The 18,392-nt window shown below is 59.2% G+C and carries 18 protein-coding genes; 11 read left to right on the forward strand and 7 right to left on the reverse strand.

Annotation, left to right across the window (positions count from 1 at the left end):
* Positions 1-219: 219 nt before the first annotated feature.
* The 4 genes from ilvE to H9Q10_RS10965 all read right to left on the reverse strand — a co-directional run bounded on the left by ilvE (position 220) and on the right by H9Q10_RS10965 (position 3,703).
* The gene (gene ilvE, locus H9Q10_RS10950) at positions 220-1,236 is read right to left on the reverse strand and encodes a branched-chain-amino-acid transaminase (protein ID WP_197904018.1); all 1,017 of its coding nucleotides are present in this window, start codon (positions 1,234-1,236) and stop codon (positions 220-222) included.
* Positions 1,237-1,441: 205 nt separating this feature from the next.
* Positions 1,442-2,302, reverse strand: coding sequence for a KPN_02809 family neutral zinc metallopeptidase (ypfJ, locus tag H9Q10_RS10955; RefSeq protein WP_197904019.1), 861 nt, complete (start codon positions 2,300-2,302; stop codon positions 1,442-1,444).
* Between the two features lie 87 nt (positions 2,303-2,389).
* The gene (locus H9Q10_RS10960; protein ID WP_197904020.1) at positions 2,390-3,142 is read right to left on the reverse strand and encodes an SIMPL domain-containing protein; all 753 of its coding nucleotides are present in this window, start codon (positions 3,140-3,142) and stop codon (positions 2,390-2,392) included.
* 150 nt (positions 3,143-3,292) lie between these two features.
* Positions 3,293-3,703, reverse strand: a complete 411-nt coding sequence (locus H9Q10_RS10965) for an RNA-binding S4 domain-containing protein (RefSeq protein WP_197904021.1) — start codon at positions 3,701-3,703, stop codon at positions 3,293-3,295.
* A gap of 234 nt (positions 3,704-3,937) precedes the next feature.
* Here H9Q10_RS10965 and H9Q10_RS10970 point away from each other — a divergent pair, with 234 nt between their 5' ends.
* From H9Q10_RS10970 to H9Q10_RS11010, 9 genes are all read left to right on the forward strand, one after another.
* Positions 3,938-4,441 carry a hypothetical protein gene (locus H9Q10_RS10970; RefSeq protein WP_197904022.1) on the forward strand — a complete coding sequence of 168 codons (504 nt, stop codon included), beginning with the start codon at positions 3,938-3,940 and terminating at the stop codon, positions 4,439-4,441.
* Between the two features lie 132 nt (positions 4,442-4,573).
* The gene (locus H9Q10_RS10975; RefSeq protein ID WP_197904023.1) at positions 4,574-4,768 is read left to right on the forward strand and encodes a hypothetical protein; all 195 of its coding nucleotides are present in this window, start codon (positions 4,574-4,576) and stop codon (positions 4,766-4,768) included.
* Complete coding sequence (locus H9Q10_RS10980; protein WP_197904024.1) at positions 4,765-5,430, forward strand: PspA/IM30 family protein; 666 nt, start codon at positions 4,765-4,767, stop codon at positions 5,428-5,430. The genes H9Q10_RS10975 and H9Q10_RS10980 overlap by 4 nt, the downstream gene beginning before the upstream one ends.
* 158 nt (positions 5,431-5,588) lie before the next feature.
* A complete protein-coding gene (locus H9Q10_RS10985; RefSeq protein ID WP_197904025.1) occupies positions 5,589-6,287 on the forward strand; it encodes a GNAT family N-acetyltransferase in 699 nt (232 codons plus the stop codon).
* Positions 6,288-6,424: 137 nt separating this feature from the next.
* Entirely contained in the window at positions 6,425-7,093 is a 669-nt protein-coding gene (locus H9Q10_RS10990) for a YqiJ family protein (protein WP_197904026.1), read from the forward strand.
* A gap of 32 nt (positions 7,094-7,125) precedes the next feature.
* Positions 7,126-7,725, forward strand: coding sequence for a hypothetical protein (locus H9Q10_RS10995; protein WP_197904027.1), 600 nt, complete (start codon positions 7,126-7,128; stop codon positions 7,723-7,725).
* 87 nt (positions 7,726-7,812) lie between these two features.
* Complete coding sequence (locus H9Q10_RS11000; RefSeq protein WP_197904028.1) at positions 7,813-8,316, forward strand: hypothetical protein; 504 nt, start codon at positions 7,813-7,815, stop codon at positions 8,314-8,316.
* 71 nt (positions 8,317-8,387) lie between these two features.
* A complete protein-coding gene (locus H9Q10_RS11005) occupies positions 8,388-8,603 on the forward strand; it encodes a hypothetical protein (RefSeq protein ID WP_197904029.1) in 216 nt (71 codons plus the stop codon).
* Between the two features lie 41 nt (positions 8,604-8,644).
* Positions 8,645-10,060, forward strand: a complete 1,416-nt coding sequence (locus H9Q10_RS11010; RefSeq protein ID WP_197904030.1) for a hypothetical protein — start codon at positions 8,645-8,647, stop codon at positions 10,058-10,060.
* A 171-nt stretch (positions 10,061-10,231) separates the two neighbouring features.
* On the opposite strand, the gene H9Q10_RS11015 is transcribed toward H9Q10_RS11010, so the two are convergent.
* Positions 10,232-12,025, reverse strand: a complete 1,794-nt coding sequence (locus H9Q10_RS11015) for an ABC transporter ATP-binding protein/permease (RefSeq protein ID WP_197904031.1) — start codon at positions 12,023-12,025, stop codon at positions 10,232-10,234.
* Between the two features lie 190 nt (positions 12,026-12,215).
* Positions 12,216-14,456, reverse strand: coding sequence for a TonB-dependent siderophore receptor (locus tag H9Q10_RS11020; protein ID WP_197904032.1), 2,241 nt, complete (start codon positions 14,454-14,456; stop codon positions 12,216-12,218).
* A 396-nt stretch (positions 14,457-14,852) separates the two neighbouring features.
* Between H9Q10_RS11020 and H9Q10_RS11025 the strand changes: the two genes are divergently transcribed.
* Entirely contained in the window at positions 14,853-15,680 is an 828-nt protein-coding gene (locus H9Q10_RS11025; protein ID WP_205229554.1) for a hypothetical protein, read from the forward strand.
* Positions 15,681-15,739: 59 nt separating this feature from the next.
* On the opposite strand, the gene H9Q10_RS11030 is transcribed toward H9Q10_RS11025, so the two are convergent.
* Entirely contained in the window at positions 15,740-16,240 is a 501-nt protein-coding gene (locus H9Q10_RS11030) for a hypothetical protein (RefSeq protein WP_197904034.1), read from the reverse strand.
* Positions 16,241-16,538: 298 nt separating this feature from the next.
* Between H9Q10_RS11030 and H9Q10_RS11035 the strand changes: the two genes are divergently transcribed.
* A complete protein-coding gene (locus H9Q10_RS11035; protein ID WP_197904035.1) occupies positions 16,539-18,299 on the forward strand; it encodes a flotillin family protein in 1,761 nt (586 codons plus the stop codon).
* Positions 18,300-18,392: the final 93 nt, after the last annotated feature.

The raw sequence follows: 18,392 nt of genomic DNA on the forward strand, positions 1-18,392 counted from the left end.
TCCTGCCCCCGATAGCGAAAGCAGTTACCCGTGCTGCTTAAAGTAACTGCTTTGCCGAAAATGAAGGCGGGGCAAGATAAATATGCGCGGCTTTCGGCCGTGGGTATGTTTATATTGCCCCGCTGTGTTTTTCAGGTAGCCTGTATTGCGTTGGGGCTACCTGAAAAAGTTTGCTGTAAGTTTGGGTTAATTTAACACAAAAAATGCGAAGGTGGGATTTTATTTTGCCTCCCCGGCGGCAGGCACTGGAATCAGCCAGCCGTGGCGGTCTTCGGCCAGGCCATATTGGATGTCGGTGATGGCTTTGCGGATGGCCATGCCACGTTCTTGGTTCCGCACGGCGATTTCCTTGCCGCCAATAACCAATGAGGTAACGGGCGACACCACAGCGGCGGTGCCGGTGAGGATGGCTTCGGCGCCGTTTTCCACCGCTTCCTGCAGCTCGGCCACAGTGAAGTTGCGCTCGCTTACTTGGTAGCCCAAATCTTTGGCCACGTGCAGCACGGAATCACGGGTTACGCCGTGCAGGAACTCTTCGGTGAGCGGCTTGGTGATGACTTCGTTGCCCTTAATCAGCGCGAAGTTGGAAGCACCGGTTTCCTGCACGTCGCCGCCGGGGCAAAACAGCACTTGGTTGGCGCCGTACTGCTCTTTGGCGCGTACCACGGTTTGCAGGGCAGAGGCGTAATTGCCGCCGCATTTCACGCGGCCCATGTGCGGTGCGCAGCGGATACGCTCGGTTTCCACCAAAAGCTTCATTGGAGAGCCCACTTTGAAATAGTCGCCCACCGGCGAGGCCAAAATATACAGCATGGCCGAAGATGAGCCCGATCCAGCCTTGCCGATTACCGGGTCGGTGCCGATCAGAGTGGGGCGCAGATAGAGCGCGGCGGGGGCGTCGGGCACTTCGTCGGCGGCACGTGCCACCAGCTCGAGCATGGCAGACAAAAACGCCTGCGCGTCGGGCACGGGCAGCCCCAGCAGCTTGGCGCTTTGCTGCATCCGGGCAATGTTGGCTTCCGGGCGGAAGAGCACGATGCGGCCGTTTTGTTGGCGGAAGGCTTTGAGGCCTTCGAAACATTCGCTGCCGTAGTGCAGGCTGTGCGCACCCGGCGGCAGCACCAATTGGTTGGCAGGCTGCCAGCGCACCGGCTGCCATGCGCCGTCTGTGTAAACCATCACCGGCATCTCGCGGTGGAAAACGCTGCCGAAAACGGCAGGAACTGCTTTTGCCATGATATTTCCTTAGGATTTGTGCTAAAGCTCGAAAGATACTCTTGTAGTAAAGCATTTGACAAGCCCTCTGCCCAAGAAAACAAAAAAAGGCTACCTGAAAACGGCCCGGCAGGGTGCTTGTGCTTTGCCGGAAGGTTTTCAGGTAGCCTGTTTGCTGGAATACGGCTTGCGTTTGGAATTAAATGTTGCCGGGTGCCGGGATACGCTAGGAATTGGCGGCGAAGGTGTCGCACTGTTCGGGGTCGCCGCTATTGAGGCCGCGGCGGAACCATTGCAGGCGCTGGGCGGAGGTGCCGTGGGTGAAGCTGTCGGGTACGGCGTAGCCGCGGCTGCGCTGCTGCAGGCGGTCATCGCCCACGGCTTCGGCGGCGTTGAAGGCTTCTTCCAGATCGCCTGATTCAAATAATTGCCGCTCCTGCGCACGGTTGGCCCACACGCCGGCCAGGCAGTCGGCCTGCAGTTCGAGCTTTACGGAGAGGCGGTTGGCTTCGCGCTCGCCCACGCGGGATCTGGCGCGGTTTACCTGCGTCATGGTGCCGTTGAGGTTTTGCACATGGTGGCCGACTTCGTGGGCAATCACGTAGGCGAAGGCGGCGTCGCCCGCTGCGCCAAGCTGGTTTTTCATGTCGTCATAGAAGGAAAGGTCGAGATAGACTTTTTGGTCGGCGGGGCAGTAGAAGGGGCCCATGGCGGCCTGGCCGGTGCCGCAGGCGGTGGGAGTGCTGCCGCGGTAGAGCACCATTTTGGGCTGCACGTATTCGCGGCCGCGGCTGCGGAAGTAGCTGCCCCAGGCGTCTTCGGTGGTGGCGAGGATTTGGGCGGAGAAGCGGGCGAGCGCTTCTTCTTCGGCGCTGGCGGCGGGCTGGCTTTGCTGCTGTTGCACTTGCGGCATCTGCACACCGCCGCCCACGAGGCCGCTCAAATCGACGCCGTAATAGGCGCCGATGAGCACGACAATCAGGCCGGCGATGCCCATTTTGCCGCCGCCTCCGCCGTAGCCGCCTCCGCCGCTTGAACCGCGGCGGTCTTCGATGTTGCTGCTGCTGCGCTGGTTGCCGAGTTTCATGTGTGATTTCCTTGGATTGGTGTGGTGAGGGCGGATTATATAACAGGCTACCTGAAATTTTTCAGGTAGCCTTTTGCGCGGCGGTGCTTATTCGATGGCGTATTCGATGGTCACGACCAGGCGCACTTGTTTGCCGACGGTGGTTTTGTCGTAGCTGCCGCCGTATTCGTCGTCGCCGCTGCTGCCGCTGTCGGCGTAGATGTTGAACGAGCCTTGCGAGGCGGAACGCATGGCGCCGACTTTGCCGCCGCCGGTGGAGGCGAATTCGTCGGCGCGGCGGCGGGCGTCTTCGGTGGCTTGTTTGATGAGGCTGTGTTTGATGGTTTCGAGGTCGCCGAGCAGGTATTGCGGGGCTTCGAAGTCGATGGCGTCGTTGCCGGCGCGCAGGGCGAGGATATTTTGGTGGGCGCTTTGGATGCGGTCGAGCTTGCCGCTGGCCACGGTGAGCTGCTGTTTGCCGTCGTAGCCGTTGGGGGTGCGGATTTCGTTGCCGTGGGCGTCGTGCTCTACCAGGAAGGCGGGGTTGATTTCGGGCGCGGCGGTTTGGATTTCTGTGGGGTCGAAGCCTTGGCTGCGCAGGAATTGTTCGAGTTTGGGGCGCTGCTGTTTCAGGCGGTCGAGCACTTCCTGGTAGCTGCTGCCGTGCACGCTCACGGCGGTGTTCCAGCGGGCGCGGTCGGATTGGAAGTTTTGTTCGGCCAGTCCTTTTACGGTAATGGTGCCGGGCTGGCGGAAGTTTTTAAACTGGGTGCCGAGCACGAAGGCGGCGGCCACGAGGCCGACGGCGAGCAGGGCACCAAGGGCTTTCACGCTGCCGGAGAGGCTTTTTTCTTGGGGCATGATGGTTTCCTTGTTGGGAGAGAAAGGGGGAGGCTACCTGAAAAATCGGCAGCACGGTTTTAGTTGGATTTTAGCTTAGCAGAAATTCGCTTCGCTCATTTTAGCTTCGCAGAAACTTCGCTGCGCTGCGTTTTCAGGTAGCCTTTTGTGTTACTCCTGCCAGCCGCGTTTGATTTTGTCGAGCGCGCGGCGATCGCGTTTGGTGGGGCGGCCGTCGGGGTAGGCTGCGCTGATGCGGCTGGCTTGGTCAAGGGCTTTCTGCGCTTCGCGTTTGGCGGCGGTGGCACTGTCTTCGGCATAAAGGGCGCGGGCTTCGGGGGCGGGTCGGCGCTGGTGGTTGAGCGCGAGCACGGTGATTTTGTAGGGCAGGGAGTTGAGCGTGAGGTCGATGGTGTCGCCCGGCTCGATGTTTTTGCTGTTTTTCACTTTGGCGCCGTTCACCTGCACGCGCCCGAGCTCGATATGCTTCTGCGCCAGACCGCGCGTTTTGAAGAAACGGGCCGCCCACAGCCATTTGTCGAGCCGCATGTGGTTTTCTTCAAAGGTGTGTTTGCCTGCCATCTTGTGTTTTCCTCCGTATTGGTGCAGCTATTTTATACCAAAGGCCGGGTTGGCGGCCAACGGCGGGCGGTGATGGTTGCGTGTGGTATGTATGCAAATATATTCAAATTATTTTTATGTTTTAAATCATTGAAATATGTTTATTTCATGTTGTGGGGTGGAATTGTATATTGCGTCATAAAACCATTTTAGCTATATTTGCATTCAAATGAATACAAAGAGAGGTGTTTGTATATGGCTACGGTAAACCGAATCCCCATCAGCGTGCGGATATCGCAGGAAGACGCTGATTTTATTGCTGAACTTAAAATAGAAGGCGCGAATACGCCCTCCGAGAAAATCCGCGAGCTGCTCAAACAGGCGCGGCTGGCACACAGTCAAACCCACGATTACGGCGCCGCCCTGGCTGCGCAGGAGCAGTTTTTTCAGGTGGCCAAGCGCGACGTGCTGCACGCCGAGAAAGAATTCGGCATCCATTCGCACATTGTGGCGCGGCTGTTCGAGCAGTTGCCCGACCTCGGCGCCACCCTCGCCGCCGACCTGCCCGCCAATGCGCAGGAAGCTGATTTGAAGCAATACGAGCGCGAGCTGATGTGGCGCATCGTCCGCCTCAGCGACAGCATTTTGCAGCTCGCCGTGACCGGCAAAGGCGCGGCCTACGACGATACCGTGCTGCAACAGCTTGAAAATACGTTGAAGCTGGCAAAAATTGTGCAGCAGGCTGGCGGGGCGGAATGATAAAAGGCTACCTGAAAGCGTGAGCTTCAACGTAGTTAAAACGATGTCTTGGCGCAGCCAAGGCTGAGTTTCTGCGAAGCTAAAGCGTGAGCTTCAACGTAGTTAAAAATAATGTGGTATGGGGGAAGACGAGTGCATCAACCCAGAATCAGCAAGCCCGATTTGGTTTTGGCGGTGGTGCCGCCTGAGCAGCTGGCCGTGGCGTTGAGATATTGGCGGCTGGAGCCGTGGCTGGAGCGCTTGTTTGGCTACGGTATGTATCTGGCCGCTTGCGGCAGTTTGTATGCGTTTTATTGGAAAGAAAAACAGAAAGGAAAATTAAAATGAGCGAAACCCTATCCCGCAGAGTGGGCCGTTTGGTGAGCGGCGGCTTCCACGCCCTGATTGACGCGGCCGAAAACCTCGCGCCCGAAGCTGTGATGAACGAAAGCATCCGCGAAATCGAGCGCGCTGTGGACGAAGTACGCGCCGAGCTGGGCAAAGTGCTGGCGCAGAAACACCTCGCTTCCAAGAAAATGGCCGACGAGAGCAACCGCCACGAAGCCATCGACGCTAATCTGCAAGCCGCCGTGGCCGCCGGGCGAGACGACCTGGCCGAGGCCGGCATTGCCGAGCAGATGGACATCGAAGCCCGCCTGCCCGTGTTGGAAAACACCATCGCCGACTGTGCCGCGCAGGAAACAGAGCTTGAAGGCTTCATTGCCGCCTTGCAGGCGAAAAAACGCGAAATGCAGCAGCAGCTCCAAGACTGGCGCGCTGCCCAGCAAAACGAGGGTGCAGGCAACACGGCCGGCAGCGACCTAAACCGCATCGCCCGCAGCGCCGAAAAAAGCGGTAATGCCTTCGACCGCATCATGGGCCGGCAAAACGCCATCCACAGCAGCACCGACGCCGCCCAGCTGGCCAAATTAAAAGAGCTGGAAGACCTCAGCCGTAGCAACCGCATCGCCGAACGCCTGGCCGCACTGAAAGCCAACAGCAAAGAGTAAGCAGTAGTTTTAAGGTAGCCCGAGCCGGGGGAAAAGGCTACCTAAAAAGTTTTGCAGCCGTTTTAACTTCGTTGAAACTTACGCTTTAGCTTTGCAGAAACTCACTTCGTTCGTTTTCAGGTAGCCTATCAAGCATATTCAAACTAAAGGAAAAAACCATGCCCATCAACGAATTCAAACAACCCGTTGGCGAAAGCCTGCCCGGCCACACTCCGGGCGAACGCCCTTCCGCCAAAGTGCTTGCTGGCCGCTACTGCCGTTTGGAAAAGCTTTCCGCCGCACGGCACGGCGCGGATCTGTATGCCGTGTACGGCCCCGATTCGCCGTTGCCGAACTGGACTTATCTGCCGCTCAATCCCGTGGCGGACACTGCCGAACTGGACGCGCTGCTGCACAAACTGGAGCAATCCGCCGACCCGTATTATTTCGCCATCATCGACCAGGCAAACGGCCAAGCAGTCGGCACCATGTCGCTGATGCGCGTGGATACCGCCAACCGCGTGATTGAGGTGGGCTGGGTGATTTACTCCGAGCGGCTCAAGCGCAGCCGCATTGCCACCGAAGCGCAATTTTTGTTGGCGCAATATGTGTTTGAAACCCTGCGCTACCGCCGCTACGAATGGAAGTGCGACGCGCTGAACCAAGCCTCGTGCCGTGCCGCCGAGCGTTTGGGCTTCCGCTTCGAGGGCGTGTTTCGGCAGGCGGTGGTGTACAAAGGCCGCAACCGCGATACCGCCTGGTTTGCCATGCTCGATTCGGAATGGCCGCAGGTGAAGCGGCGGATGCAGCGCTGGCTGGCCGAGGAAAATTTCGATGCGCAGGGGCGGCAGCGCGTTTCCCTGCAAGAGATTGAATAAGCAGGAAATTATTTTTAACTTCGTTGAAGCTTGCGCTTTCAGGTAGCCTTCCCCCGCTTTGAGGCTACCTGAAAAACAGATGAAGCGAGTTTCTGCCAGCTCAAACCCAACCAACCCTCACCTGCGAAAGGCACGCCATGTGGAATTTAATCAACGCCCCTGAAACCGAAATCTTCGGCATCGCCATCGCCCTGATGCTGATGCTCGGCCTCTTGGAGCTGCTCTCGCTCCTGGCCGGCGGCTTCACCGACTGGCTCGACAACCTGCTGCCCGACAGCCTCACCGAAGCCGATTTGGATACCGATCTGCACGGCGGCATTGAAGGTGCGGGCGCTTTCGTGCGCTTTCTGGATTGGCTGTATGTGGGGCGCGTGCCGCTGATGATGCTGCTGGTGGTGTTTCTCGCCGTGTTCGGGCTGGCGGGCTATGTGCTGCAATCTTTGTGTGCCAGCCTGTTTGGCGGCTACCTGAACGGATGGCTGGCGGCGCTTGCGGCCTGGTTCCTCTCGCTGCCCCTGGTGCGGCTCACGGCGGGCGGCTTATACAAAATCATGCCGAAAGACGAAACCACCGCCGTGCCGCAGGCCAGCCTGGTGGGGCGCGTGGGTACCGTGGTGCTGGGCGAGGCGCGGCCGGGCAGCCCGGCGCAGGTGCGCGTGAAAGACAGCTACGGCCAGCAGCACTATGTGATGGCCGAGCCCGACGGCGAAGGCGTGCTCAAACAGGGCGAGGCGGTGCTGCTGGTGTCGCTGGCGGGCAATACGTTTAAGGCGATTGCCAACCCGAGCGTGAGCTTGGTGGATTAGGCTACCTGAAAAATAAGAATCAAGAGGAAATCATGGAGCATCAATCTGTTAAGCAGGATATGGCTGCCCGTTTGGCGGCGGTGTGCCATAAGCCGCCGCGTGGTGTGGGTGTGGCGGGCGAGGGGCTGCTGTTTCGCCATTCGCTGCTGCGCGGCTGGCTGCTGCAACCGTTGATGGCCTGGTGGCTCGGCGTGTTCTTTTGGGTGGGAGGCGGGCTGCAACTGCGGAAATGGGGCGTGCCGCCGCTGCCGGAAGCGGCATATTGGCCGCTCACGGCGCTGTTTGCCCTGTTTTGGCTGTGGCGCACGGAGCGTTGGTGGTGCCCGCTGACCACGCGCAAATCGCTGTATCTCGATAACGGGCGGCTGGTGGTGTACGGCGTATTCGGGCGCATCCGCTATCAAGGCAGGCACGATGGGGCGTATCGAGGTTTTTTTGCCGGCCTCCCCACGCAGTATGAAATGCTCACGGGCGGCCTCTCGCTGCTCACCGGCCGCAGGGGCAGAAGCTTTTGGCAGGGCTTGGTGCTGGGGCGGGATCGGCACAATATCGGCGCCACGGCGGCGAGGCAGAAGCTGGCGGATGCGGCAGGCTGGCCGGTTTATTCGGCCTGGCGTTGGGGTGGGGATTGAGGCTACCTGAAAATATTTTGGATAAGGCAAAGCAGTCGGCCATATCGGATGTGAGAAGTTGGGCTACGGCCGGATGGAGCGAAAACCATGTCAAACGAAATCAAAAAATTACCGCTGAGAGACGAGCCTGCGGGGCGTCACGATACGGAACTGGTGTTGAGGCAGATGGGGCTGCTGTCGGCGCTCACACTGGGGTGGCTGCTGTTTGCCTGCTCTTGGCTGACGGGCGAGGCGGATACCGCGCTGCGGCTGCAACAAATCAGCGGCTTGCTGCTGACCGGCTTTTTCTTGGGGCGGTGCTGGCGGGGGCTGCGCAAAATCCGTTATCGCGCGGAAGAAGATTGTCTGTCGGTATATGCCGTGTCACTGCGCGGCTGGCGGCTGGCCGGGCACTATCCCTTGGCTGATTTTGCCGGGCTGTACCGCGGCGGCGAGGGCACAATCGCCGAGGTGTGGCTGGCGGGCAAAAACGGCGGGCAGGATGTGCTGCTGGACAGGATATTCCTGGGCACGGGCGCATTGCGGAAACGCTTTGCGGCGTGTTTGGCGGAATTGAGCCGCGCCACGGGTTTGCCGGTGCGGGAGCGTTAGTGGCTACCTGAAAACGGCTGGGTACGGACATCCGGCAAGAAGGTTTAATGGAGGTAATCGGGATGAATTGGATGGGGAGCTTACTGGTTTTGCCGCTTTATATTGTGCTCAGCCTGTTTTTTAAGTGGATTATCTCGTGGGGCGGAGCGGAAAAAATCGAAGGCTGGAAGGCAGGCTGGCTCATCGGCTGGCAGGCGGGGGATTGGGATACGGAGCAAATCCGCATGTGGGCGCTACTGGCGTGGGCGGCCTGGACGGTGTTTTGCCTGCTGGCCTTGGTGGTATAAGTTTGCCGGGCAGTTTTGAGGCTACCTGAAAAAAAGATGGGATGATGGATAAAAATAAAAACAAAACTGTGCTGCTGTATCCGGCCTCGTTTGGCGATATGGTGTTGGAAGGCGTGCTGGTGGGCGTGGCGCTGGCAGTGTTTGCGTTTATTGCGGCGGCTGTTTTGTTCGGCATTGTGGGCAAGGATGGGTGGCTGATGCAGCTTGGCTTGCTGGCAGTTTTAATATTGGCCGTGATAGCGGGCGTGATTGCCGTGCCGTGGTGGCGGAAATATATGGTGAACGACATCCTGCGGCTGGACACTGAGCGCGGGGTACTGTTGCACGGACGTTGGCGCGATGGACAGGCGCAACGGGAATATCCGCTCTCGATGTTTGCAGCGGTGGCGGCGGAGAAGGTGAATGATGATTACCGCGGCTACTACGGGCGTTTGTGGCTGGAATCGGCGGATGGACAAAACGATTTGGTGCTGGAGGAAAACCTGCTGCCGATTAGAAACTCATTGAATGATCTGGACAAAGTGCAGGCCCATATTGCCCGCGCCACGGGTTTGGCCAAAAGGCCGATTATCAACACGGAAATCCGCGCGGCGGAGGAAACGGCGGCCGATCCTGCCCGCTTGCAGGCGCTGCGGCCGAAGGTGTTACCGCTGTGGCGGCAGGCGGTGAATCTGGCAGCGGCGGGGCTATGGGCTTGGCTGGCGTTGTGGCTGGTGCGCAAGGCGGTGGGCGCGCAGGAAGGGGAAATACCGGGGCTGTTACAGGGCTTTATGGTGCTGCTGGCGCTCGGGCTGCTGGCGGTGGCGGTGTCGGATGTGGCGGCGGTAATCCGTTCGCGGCGCAAGGTTGAGAAACTGAAAACGGCGTGGCGGCAGCCTTCGGAGGCGAAAGCTGCGCTGGCGGCGGCACGGCAGTCGGCAAGCGAACCGCAGCCGAAGCTGCCCGGGCGGGCAGCGCCGCAGCAAGCGGATGGGGCGGAATTTGCCGTGTATTCTCTCGGCACCTTGCTCTCGCGCCTGCCGTTTCTGCTGTTTGCGCTGCTGATGGCGTGTGGCGGGAGCGGGTTTGGCTGGCAGCGGTTGTTTTGGCTGATGGCCCTGCTGTCTATCGCTGGGCGGCTGGCGAACCGTTGGCACCATTTGCGCAAGCTGCGTTATGCGGCGCGGGAAGACGAGCTGATTGTGTACCGCCTGCACAGTTTCAAATGGCTACCTGAAAAACGCTATGCGCTTTCCGATTTTTGCGGTATTTACAGCCGCGTGCGGTGCAACGGCATAAGCGTGGGCTTGAGCGAAATCTGGCTGGCGGGCAAGGCGGGCGGCAAAAACGTGCGGCTGCTGGAGGCAGATTCGATGATGCGCGACAACCGGCAAACGGCGGCGAAAACGGCGCGGGAAATCAGCCGCGTTACCGGGCTGCCGCTGCTGGAATATGTGCAAGGGGAAGAGGCTACCTGAAAACCGCAGCCAAGGCGGAGTTGCTGCGGAGCTAGAATGCAGTTAAACAGGAAATCTCTGCATGTGCGGTAAGTTGTCTGCCTTGTGCGGTTGTGTGCATCGGTTTTTGGTTTTCAGGTAGCCTTTGGTGGCGGCGTATTCAAGCCTTATGTTCTTTAACAATCCGGTATTTCAAATCCTGCCGGAACCGCAATCGACCAGGGTGTCGCCCACGCAGATGATTTGGTTGTGGAAGGCGTTGAGGCTGCTGCGGTGGCCGATGCTCACGATGATGCTCTCTGGCAGTTCGCGCCGCAGCAGGGCATAGAGGGCGGCTTCGGTGTCTTCGTCCAGCGCGGAGGTGGCTTCGTCGAGCAGCACGAGGCGGGGGCGGGCCACGAGGGTGCGCACGAAGGCGATACGCTGCAGCTCGCCGGGGGAGAGTTTGTGCTGCCAGTCGTCTTCGGTGTCGAGCAGGGGTTTCAGGTAGCTGAGGCGGCAGGCATCGAGTGCGTTGGCAAGTTGCGCTTCGGTGGGAGCGATGTTGGGGTAGCAGATGGCGCGGCGCAGGCTGCCTTGGGGGGTGTAGGGGCGCTGGGGGACGAACAGGAGCGCGGAGCGCGGGGGGCTGACCATATGGCCGCTGCTGCCGAAGGGCCAGAGGCCGGCTAGAGCGCGCAAGAGGGAGGTTTTGCCGCAGCCGGAGGGGCCGCGGATGAGGATGGCGTCGCCGCTTCGGGCGTGCAGGCTGATGTTGCTGATGAGGGGGTCGCCGTTGCTGCGGTAGAGGGTGAGGTTTTCGGTGTGCAGGATGTGTTGGTCGGGGTGGTGTTCGGGCTGGCGGTAGGGCAGGTGGCTTTGCATGCTTTGGAAGAAGCCGTCAAGGCGCTCGAGCCGGGCTTGGTAGGCGGTGAAGTCTTTGTAGGTGTTGCGGAAGAAGGAGAGGGCGCGTTGCAGGCGGTTGAAGGCCTGCACGGTTTGGTGCATGTCGCCGATTTTCACTTGGCCGGCGAAGAAGCGGGGGGCTTGCAGCATGAGGGGCAGGAGGTTGGAGATTTGGGTGATGCCGGTGTTGAAGCCGTTCAGCCCGAGGCTGCGGTACACGATCTGCCAGCGGTTGCGGATGATGTGGTTGAAGTGGCGGCGCAGGTTGCGCTGTTCGGCGGCTTCGCCGTTGTAGAAGGCGATGCTTTCGGCGTGGTCGCGGATGCGCACGAGGGCGTAGCGGTAGTCGCCGTTGTAGCGTTCGTTTTGGAAGTTGAGCTTCACCAGGGGGCGGCCGATCCACACGGAGGTGGCGGTGGCGAAGAGGATGAAGAGGTAGATAAACATCACCATGCCGCGCGGAATTTGCAGCCCGAACACGGCCAGCACGCCGGATAGCCCCCAGAGGATGGCGGTGAATTCCACGGTGGAGACGATGGCGTTGATCAGTCCGCGCACCATGCTCATGGTGGAGGCGATGAAGTCTTGCGCGTCTTGCTGGATGCGTTGGTCGATGTTGTCGGGGGCGTGGCGGCGCATGTGCAGGCGGTAGTAGTTTTTATGCGCGAGCCAGCTTTCGGTGAGCGCGGCGTTGAGCTTTTCCAGCCAGCGGATGAGGAAAACCTGCTCCAGGAAGTCGTTGCTGATGATGTGGATGATTTTGCACAGCACCAGCATGATGTTGATGCTGGCGAAAAACCAGAAGGCGGCGGCGGCTTTGTCTTGCAGCGAGCTGTAGAGGCCGTTGTAGAAGAAGGTATTAAGCACGCTGATACGCACTTCGAGCAGCACCATCAGGAGCAGCGTGCCCAGGAGCAGGGCGGTTTGCACGGTGCTGCTGCGCGAGAGGCAGGGGCGTACGATGCGGCCGAAGCGCCGGCCGAAGGTGGTGCGCCGCAACAATAGGGCGGCCAGCGCGCAAAACAGCAATACGCCGAGAAAGCTCTGCAGCAGCCACAGTGGGCTGCCCAGGAGCTCGGTTTTCCATTGTTCTTGTTTCATGGTGTGCGGGTGTGTGGGAGGGTAACTTTATTTTTCAGGTAGCCTTCCGGTTTGCCTGCCCGAAAGGCTACCTGAAAAATCAAAACGGCAAGGCAGGAAGCGCATCCGCCAAACAGCGCGGAAGGCTACCTGAAAACAGTGCGGCATTTTTCAGGTAGCCTCTGCGGGGCCTTACGCTGTGCCCAAGCGCTTAAAACTCAAACTTGGCGGAAACGCTGATTTCGCGCGGGTTGCCGATGGCGATCATCGGATAAGTTTCCGAAGAACCTGTGGTGGAGGTGTAATACAGGCGGTTGGTCAGGTTTTTACCGTTGAGGCGGATGTTGAGTTTGTTATCGCCGATTTTGGTGTCGTAAGACACGAAGGCGTCGGCCACGGTGGCGGAAGGCACTTTCCACAGGCGGCCGTTGCTGTCGGCATCTTTGGCAATATACCAAGCGCCGTTGTATTTGGCGCCGATGCCGCCGCGCCAGTTGCCGCCCAGGGCGTTGCCGAAATCGTAGGTGAGGTAGAGGCCGAACTGGTTGCGTGGGGTGTTGTTCAGCGGCAGGCCGACCAATGTGGGTCTACCATCCAGCATCTTGGTTTCGGTGTAGGCATAGTTGGCGTTCACGCCCAGTCGCTCAGTGATCTGGCCGCCCATTTCGGCCTCAAAGCCTATAGAGCGGGCGCGGGCATCGTAGAAATACTGCCTATTGCTGGCAGGACCAACGGAATAGCTGACATTCTCACGAATAATATGGAAGGCTGCCATAGCGGCGGAAAGGCGCTCGCCGGCAAATTTGGCGCCGATTTCAAAGGAGCGGCCTTTTTCAGGATTGACACTACCCGGAACTTCATTGGCGATGGCTACCTGCGGGCGGAAGGAGGTGGCGTAGCTGCCGTAGAGCGACCATTGCGGGGTGAGGCGGTAGGTAACGCCGAGCGAGGGTGAAAGGTTCCAGCCGTGGTTGTCGGTGTTGGCCTTAAACACGAAGTTGCGGTCGGCGCGGCCGGCGTATTGGTTGTAGTAGTCGGCGCGCAATCCGGCGGACACAATCCATTTTTCGCCAAAGTGCATGTCGTCGTTGGCATACAGCGACACGGTTTTCAGGATTTCGGTTTGCTGCGTGTTGTTGCCTTGGCCGTCGAAGGTGTTCACGCCGGGCTGCGGGGAAATCTGGCCGTACACCGGATTGTACATATTGATGGTGTAGTTGTTGCCGGGGCTTTGGTAGATTTTGCCCAGCAGGCGGTCGTTGTGCATGGCTTCAAGGCCGAAGCCGAGCTTGTGGCGCACGCTGCCCCAGCGCACGTCGCCGTTCAGGTTGAAGGCGAGGTTGTGTACGCGCAAACGGGCGTCCTGTGTGCCGTCGATGCGGCGGCGCACGATGCCAGTGCTGGTGTTGATGCCGGCGGCGGTGTTGGCGATGCGGGCTTTCCAGTCGTCGTAGGTGTGGTAAGTGAAGCCGTAGTTGAAGCGGGCTTTCCAGTTGTCGTTCAGGCGGTGGTCGAGGGTGAACTGGAATAGGTGGTTTTTGCCGCTCTGCTCGCTGAAGGGTTCATCCAGGCGGCGTTCGGCGGGGATGGCCAGAGGTTTGCCGTAGTTTGCGCCTTGGGTGGAGTCGATGAAGGTGCCGCGGTCGAAGGGGATGGTGTAGTCGAGGTATTCGTAGGCGGCGGTGATGGTGGTGTCTTCGCCGATCCATTTGATGGAGGGGGCGATGGTGGTTTGCTTGATTTCGCCGAAGTTGCGCCAGTAGTCGCTTTGGCGGTAGTCGGCGATGAAGCGGTAGGCCAGGCTCTGGCTTTCATTGAGGGGGCCGGTGAAATCCACGCCGATTTGGCGGGCGCTGTGGCTGCCGAGGCTGGCGTTCACAGAGCGGGAAGGTTTGAGCTGCGGCTGTTTGGTGACCACGTTTACCACGCCGCCTGGGTCTTGCACGCCGTAGAGGGTGGAGGCGGGGCCTTTGAGCACTTCCACGCGCTCGGCGGTGGGGCTGAACACGTGGGTTTGCGTCATCTGCATGCCGTTGCGCAGCACGGAGTTGTCGCGGTTGTCGCCGAAGCCGCGTTTCACCACGGCTTCGAGCGTGCCGGCCAGGGTGTTGGCCTGGCGGATGCCGCTCACGGTGAGCAGGGCTTCATCCAGTGAGCCGGGGCGGCGGTCTTCGAGCACGGCGGGGGTAACGATGTTTACGCTGCGGGGCACTTCCAGGAGCGGGGTGTTGCCGCCGCCGATCACGTCGGCGGAAATGGGCTGGTAGCCGCTGGCATAACGGCGGCGGGCGGTGATTTCGATGGTTTCGAGCTCGGCGCTGTCGGTGGCGGTTTCGGCGCTTTGCTGGGCTTGCGCGGCCCGGGTGCCTTCGGCGTGGAGCAGGCCGGGGCTGCCGATGGCGGCAAGGGCGAGGATGAGGGTTTTGAGGTGTGCGTGCTGCGGTTTTTTCATGAAGGGTTTCCCATAAAGAAAGGCAGTGAGAGCTAAGCTACTGCCGTATCGGTTAAAAAATGCTGTATTGAGAACGGTTGGCATTCTAATGGGCGCTGGCTGTTTGGCAAGCCGCGGGCGGGCTAGTTTTAATTAACGTGATGTTTTGTTGATAAAAAATTGTTTGTAAAAGCGGGGTGTTGTTGCAAAAGGGTTACAGATTGGGGCGGAGTTGAATGAAAAGGGCGGGGCTCGGTGGGGGAAAGGGCTGCCTGAAAAGGGTTTTGGGGGAAAATGGCGGGGTTTGGGCTGTGTTGAGGCTTATGTTTTCAGGTAGCCTGTGGGGCAGGGATTGGGCTACCTGAAAAAGGGGATAGATGGTTGGGATTTGCTGGTAAAGGATTTTCAGGTAGCCGTATGTTGCTGTTGAGAAAATGGATTAAGGTGCTGTTTTTTGTGTGCTGGGCGGTGGCGTGGTGGAATCGCGACCGTGTTGGCGAAGACTTGTTTTGGTTTGCAGCCATCATGACGGGTTTTGTGGTGATGCTGAATTGGCAGGATGCTTACTCACTTACTCTCGAACGTAAATGGCGTGGGGATCCCAACCTGTTTTTATTGGCGGCAACGGCGCCGTGGTGGGGCTTGCTCCATCCTTTGCATGAAGTGAGCGGATGGCGGTGGTGGCTGTGGGCTTGTGTGTCGCCGTTGTGGTTGCTGCTTTGGGCGGTGATGGGGATGTGGATGCGGAGGTGGGTGCAGGTGATGCTGCCGGCAATGGTGATATTGGGGCTGCCGCTGATGGTGTGGCACACGCATCAGCTGCATACCGTGCCGTATTCTGCGCTGTATCGGGCGAGCGGGATTGCGCCGGCGGAGTTGGAAGAGATCAGATTCGGTAGGAATGGCCGACGTCATTGGTTGGAACTAGATGGGATAGAGTTGGCGTGCTACCCAAATGAACAAGACACTTCCCCGGTTAATCGGGCGGTGTGCAGCGAAGCGCTGCGCTATGCGGGGCAGGCGTTGGATGTGGCGTATTACCCAAGTATGCCAGGCGGGCGTTACCGTGTGTTTGAAATCGTGGCGCCCGATGGCGTGCTGCTGGATTATGCCACGGCGCATCGGGAATACGCGGCCGATGAGGCGGCAATGTGGCAGAGGTTTGGCAACGGCCTGCTGCTGATGACTTTGCCGTTTTCGATATTGGGCGGGTTGGCTTATTGGGCAGTGGGGGAAGAGGATTAGCCTGGTTTTTTATTTTTCAGGTAGCCTCTTGGCCGCTTGAGGCTACCTGAAAAACCAAATCAGCGTTTGAAGTAGATGTCGATGTAGTCGGCGGCGTTGTCGCAGGGGTTGCCTATCGGCTGCATGCGCCAGTAGCGGCGGGCGTCTTTGGCTTGGAAGAGGAAGGTGCCGCTGCGTTCGCAGGCTTGTCCGTTGTTGAGGTAGGAAACGCGGGTGACGACGTTGCCGGTGAAGTAGAAATGGCGCCGGTCGATAATTTCAATCAGGCCGTCGAGCTTCACGTAATTGCCATCTAGGGCTTGGTAGGCATTGATTTCCAAGCCGTTGCTGCCACGACGGATGGTGGCGGTGCCGAAGCGTTCCCAGCTCACCCATTGCAGGGAAAACATATGCCGACCAAGCAGGCTGCTTTCTGCGGCGGCCACTTCTTCCGGGCTGCCGGTTTGCAGGGAGGCATCGCGCATATCCACGATAGAGGGCAAGTTTTGCGCGGTGGCGGGCTGGAGGCAGGATAATCCGGCTAAGAGCAGGGCGGAAAGCAGGCGTTTGACGGGGCGCATGGCGAGCTCCTTTTAAGGTAAAGTTGTGAAAAGGAATGCTGTATCTCCATCATAGCGCATCTGTTTTTAAACCGCCATAATGGTTTTATTTTTAAGGAAAAGTGTTTGCTTTAGGGCAAATTGTATGCGGCAAGACGTGTTGCGTTTGGCAGAAATTCTGCTTCACTCGTTTTAACTGATATTTCAGGTAGCCTTTTGGCTGTTTGAGGCTACCTGAAAGCGTCTGCTGCAGCGAAGCTAATAAATCCACGAGGCCTGTACAGGCATTTTATAAACCCAAGTATCAGAAAGGAAAACCATGAACCTTATCTCCATTGCCACCATTGCCGGCGTGATTCTGGCCGCGCTGTTTGTGCTCGGTCTCATCCTCACCCGCCTGTACCGCCGCGCCAGCAAAGAAGTGTCGTTTGTGCGCACCGGCTTCGGCGGCGAAAAAGTCATCATGAACGGCGGCGCGATGGTATTGCCTGTGCTGCACGAGATCATCCCGGTAAACATGAACACGCTGCGCCTCGAAGTGCGCCGCGCAGCGCAGCAGGCTCTGATTACCCGCGATCGGATGCGCGTGGACGTGATGGCGGAGTTTTACGTGCGCGTCAAACCCAGCGCCGAGAGCATTGCCACCGCCGCGCAAACGCTGGGCATGAAAACCATGTCGCCGGACGAGCTGAAAGAGCTGGTGGAAGGCAAGTTTGTGGATGCACTGCGCGCCGTGGCCGCCGAAATGGCGATGGAAGAGCTGCACGAAAAACGCGTGGATTTCGTGCAGAAAGTGCAGCAGGTCGTCAGCGAAGACCTGTTCAAAAACGGTCTGGAACTCGAAACCGTCTCCCTCACCGGCCTCGACCAAACCAGCTTCGAATTTTTCAACCCGCAAAACGCCTTTGACGCGGAAGGTTTAACCAAACTCACCGAAACCATCGAAGGCCGCCGCAAAAAACGCAACGAAATCGAACAAGACACCGATTTGGCGATTAAAACCAAAAACCTCGAAGCCGAGCAGCAACGCCTGAAAATCTCGCGCGAAGAAGAATACGCCAAACTCGAACAAGAACGCGAAATCGCCGTGCGCCGCGCCGAACAGGAAGCCAGCATCGCCGAGCAGGAAGCGCAGAAAAAACGCGAAGCGGAAGAAGCCAAAATCGCCGCCGAGCGCGAAGTGGATTTGAAGCGCATCGCCGCCGAACGCGACATCAAAAACGAAGACATCCGCAAAGCCCAAGCCGTCGAGCAGGCGGAGGTTGAACGCCGCAAAGCCATCGAGCTGGCCGAACAGGACCGCGCCATCGCCGTGGCCGAGAAATCGCGTGCCGAATCCGAAGCCAAAGCCGAGGCCGACAAAGCCCGCGCCGCCGCCGTGCGTGAAGAAGAGAGCGTGATTACCGTGCGCGAAACCGAACGCGCCGAGCGTGCCAAAGCCGTGGAGCTGATTGCCGCCGAAGAAGCCGCGCAAAAAGACGCGATTTCGCTCACCGTGGCAGCCGAAGCCGAGAAACAGGCCGCGCAAGACCGTGCCGAAGCCGTGCGCATCGCCGCCGAAGCCGAAGCCGAGAAACAGCGTTTGCAGGCCAAAGGTGAAGCCGACGCCAAAGTCCTGCTGGCGCAGGCGCAAGAGCAGCAATACAAAGTCGATGCCGAAGGCACGCGCGCCGTCAACGAAGCCGCCAACGTGTTGAGCGTTGAGCAAGTTGAAATGCAGGTGCGCCTCGCCCTGTTGAAACACCTGCCCGACATCATCCGCGAATCCGTGCGCCCGATGGAAAACATCGACGGCATCAAGATTTTGCAGGTGAACGGCTTGGGTGGTTTCGGCAACGGCGCAGGCAGCGCGGAAGGCGTGTCAGCCGGCGCCCATGCCGCGCCGGGCAATGCCGCCCTCTCCGACCAAGTGGTGAACAGCGCCCTGCGCTACCGCGCCCAAGCCCCGCTGGTGGACAGCCTGCTCAAAGAGCTGGGCTTGAGCGGCGGCGACATCAACGGCCTCACACAGGGGCTGAACCCGGCTGCATCGACTGCCGCAGCAGAATCCGCAGTGCAAGCGGGAAGCGCGGATGAATAAGTAGTTTGCCGGATGGGAAAAGGCTACCTGAAAACGGTTTGATGGTTTTCAGGTAGCCTTTGTGTTGCGCAAGGGTGTTATTTCACCAGCTTG

Source organism: Eikenella glucosivorans (assembly GCF_016025525.2).
GTDB lineage: Bacteria > Pseudomonadota > Gammaproteobacteria > Burkholderiales > Neisseriaceae > Eikenella > Eikenella glucosivorans.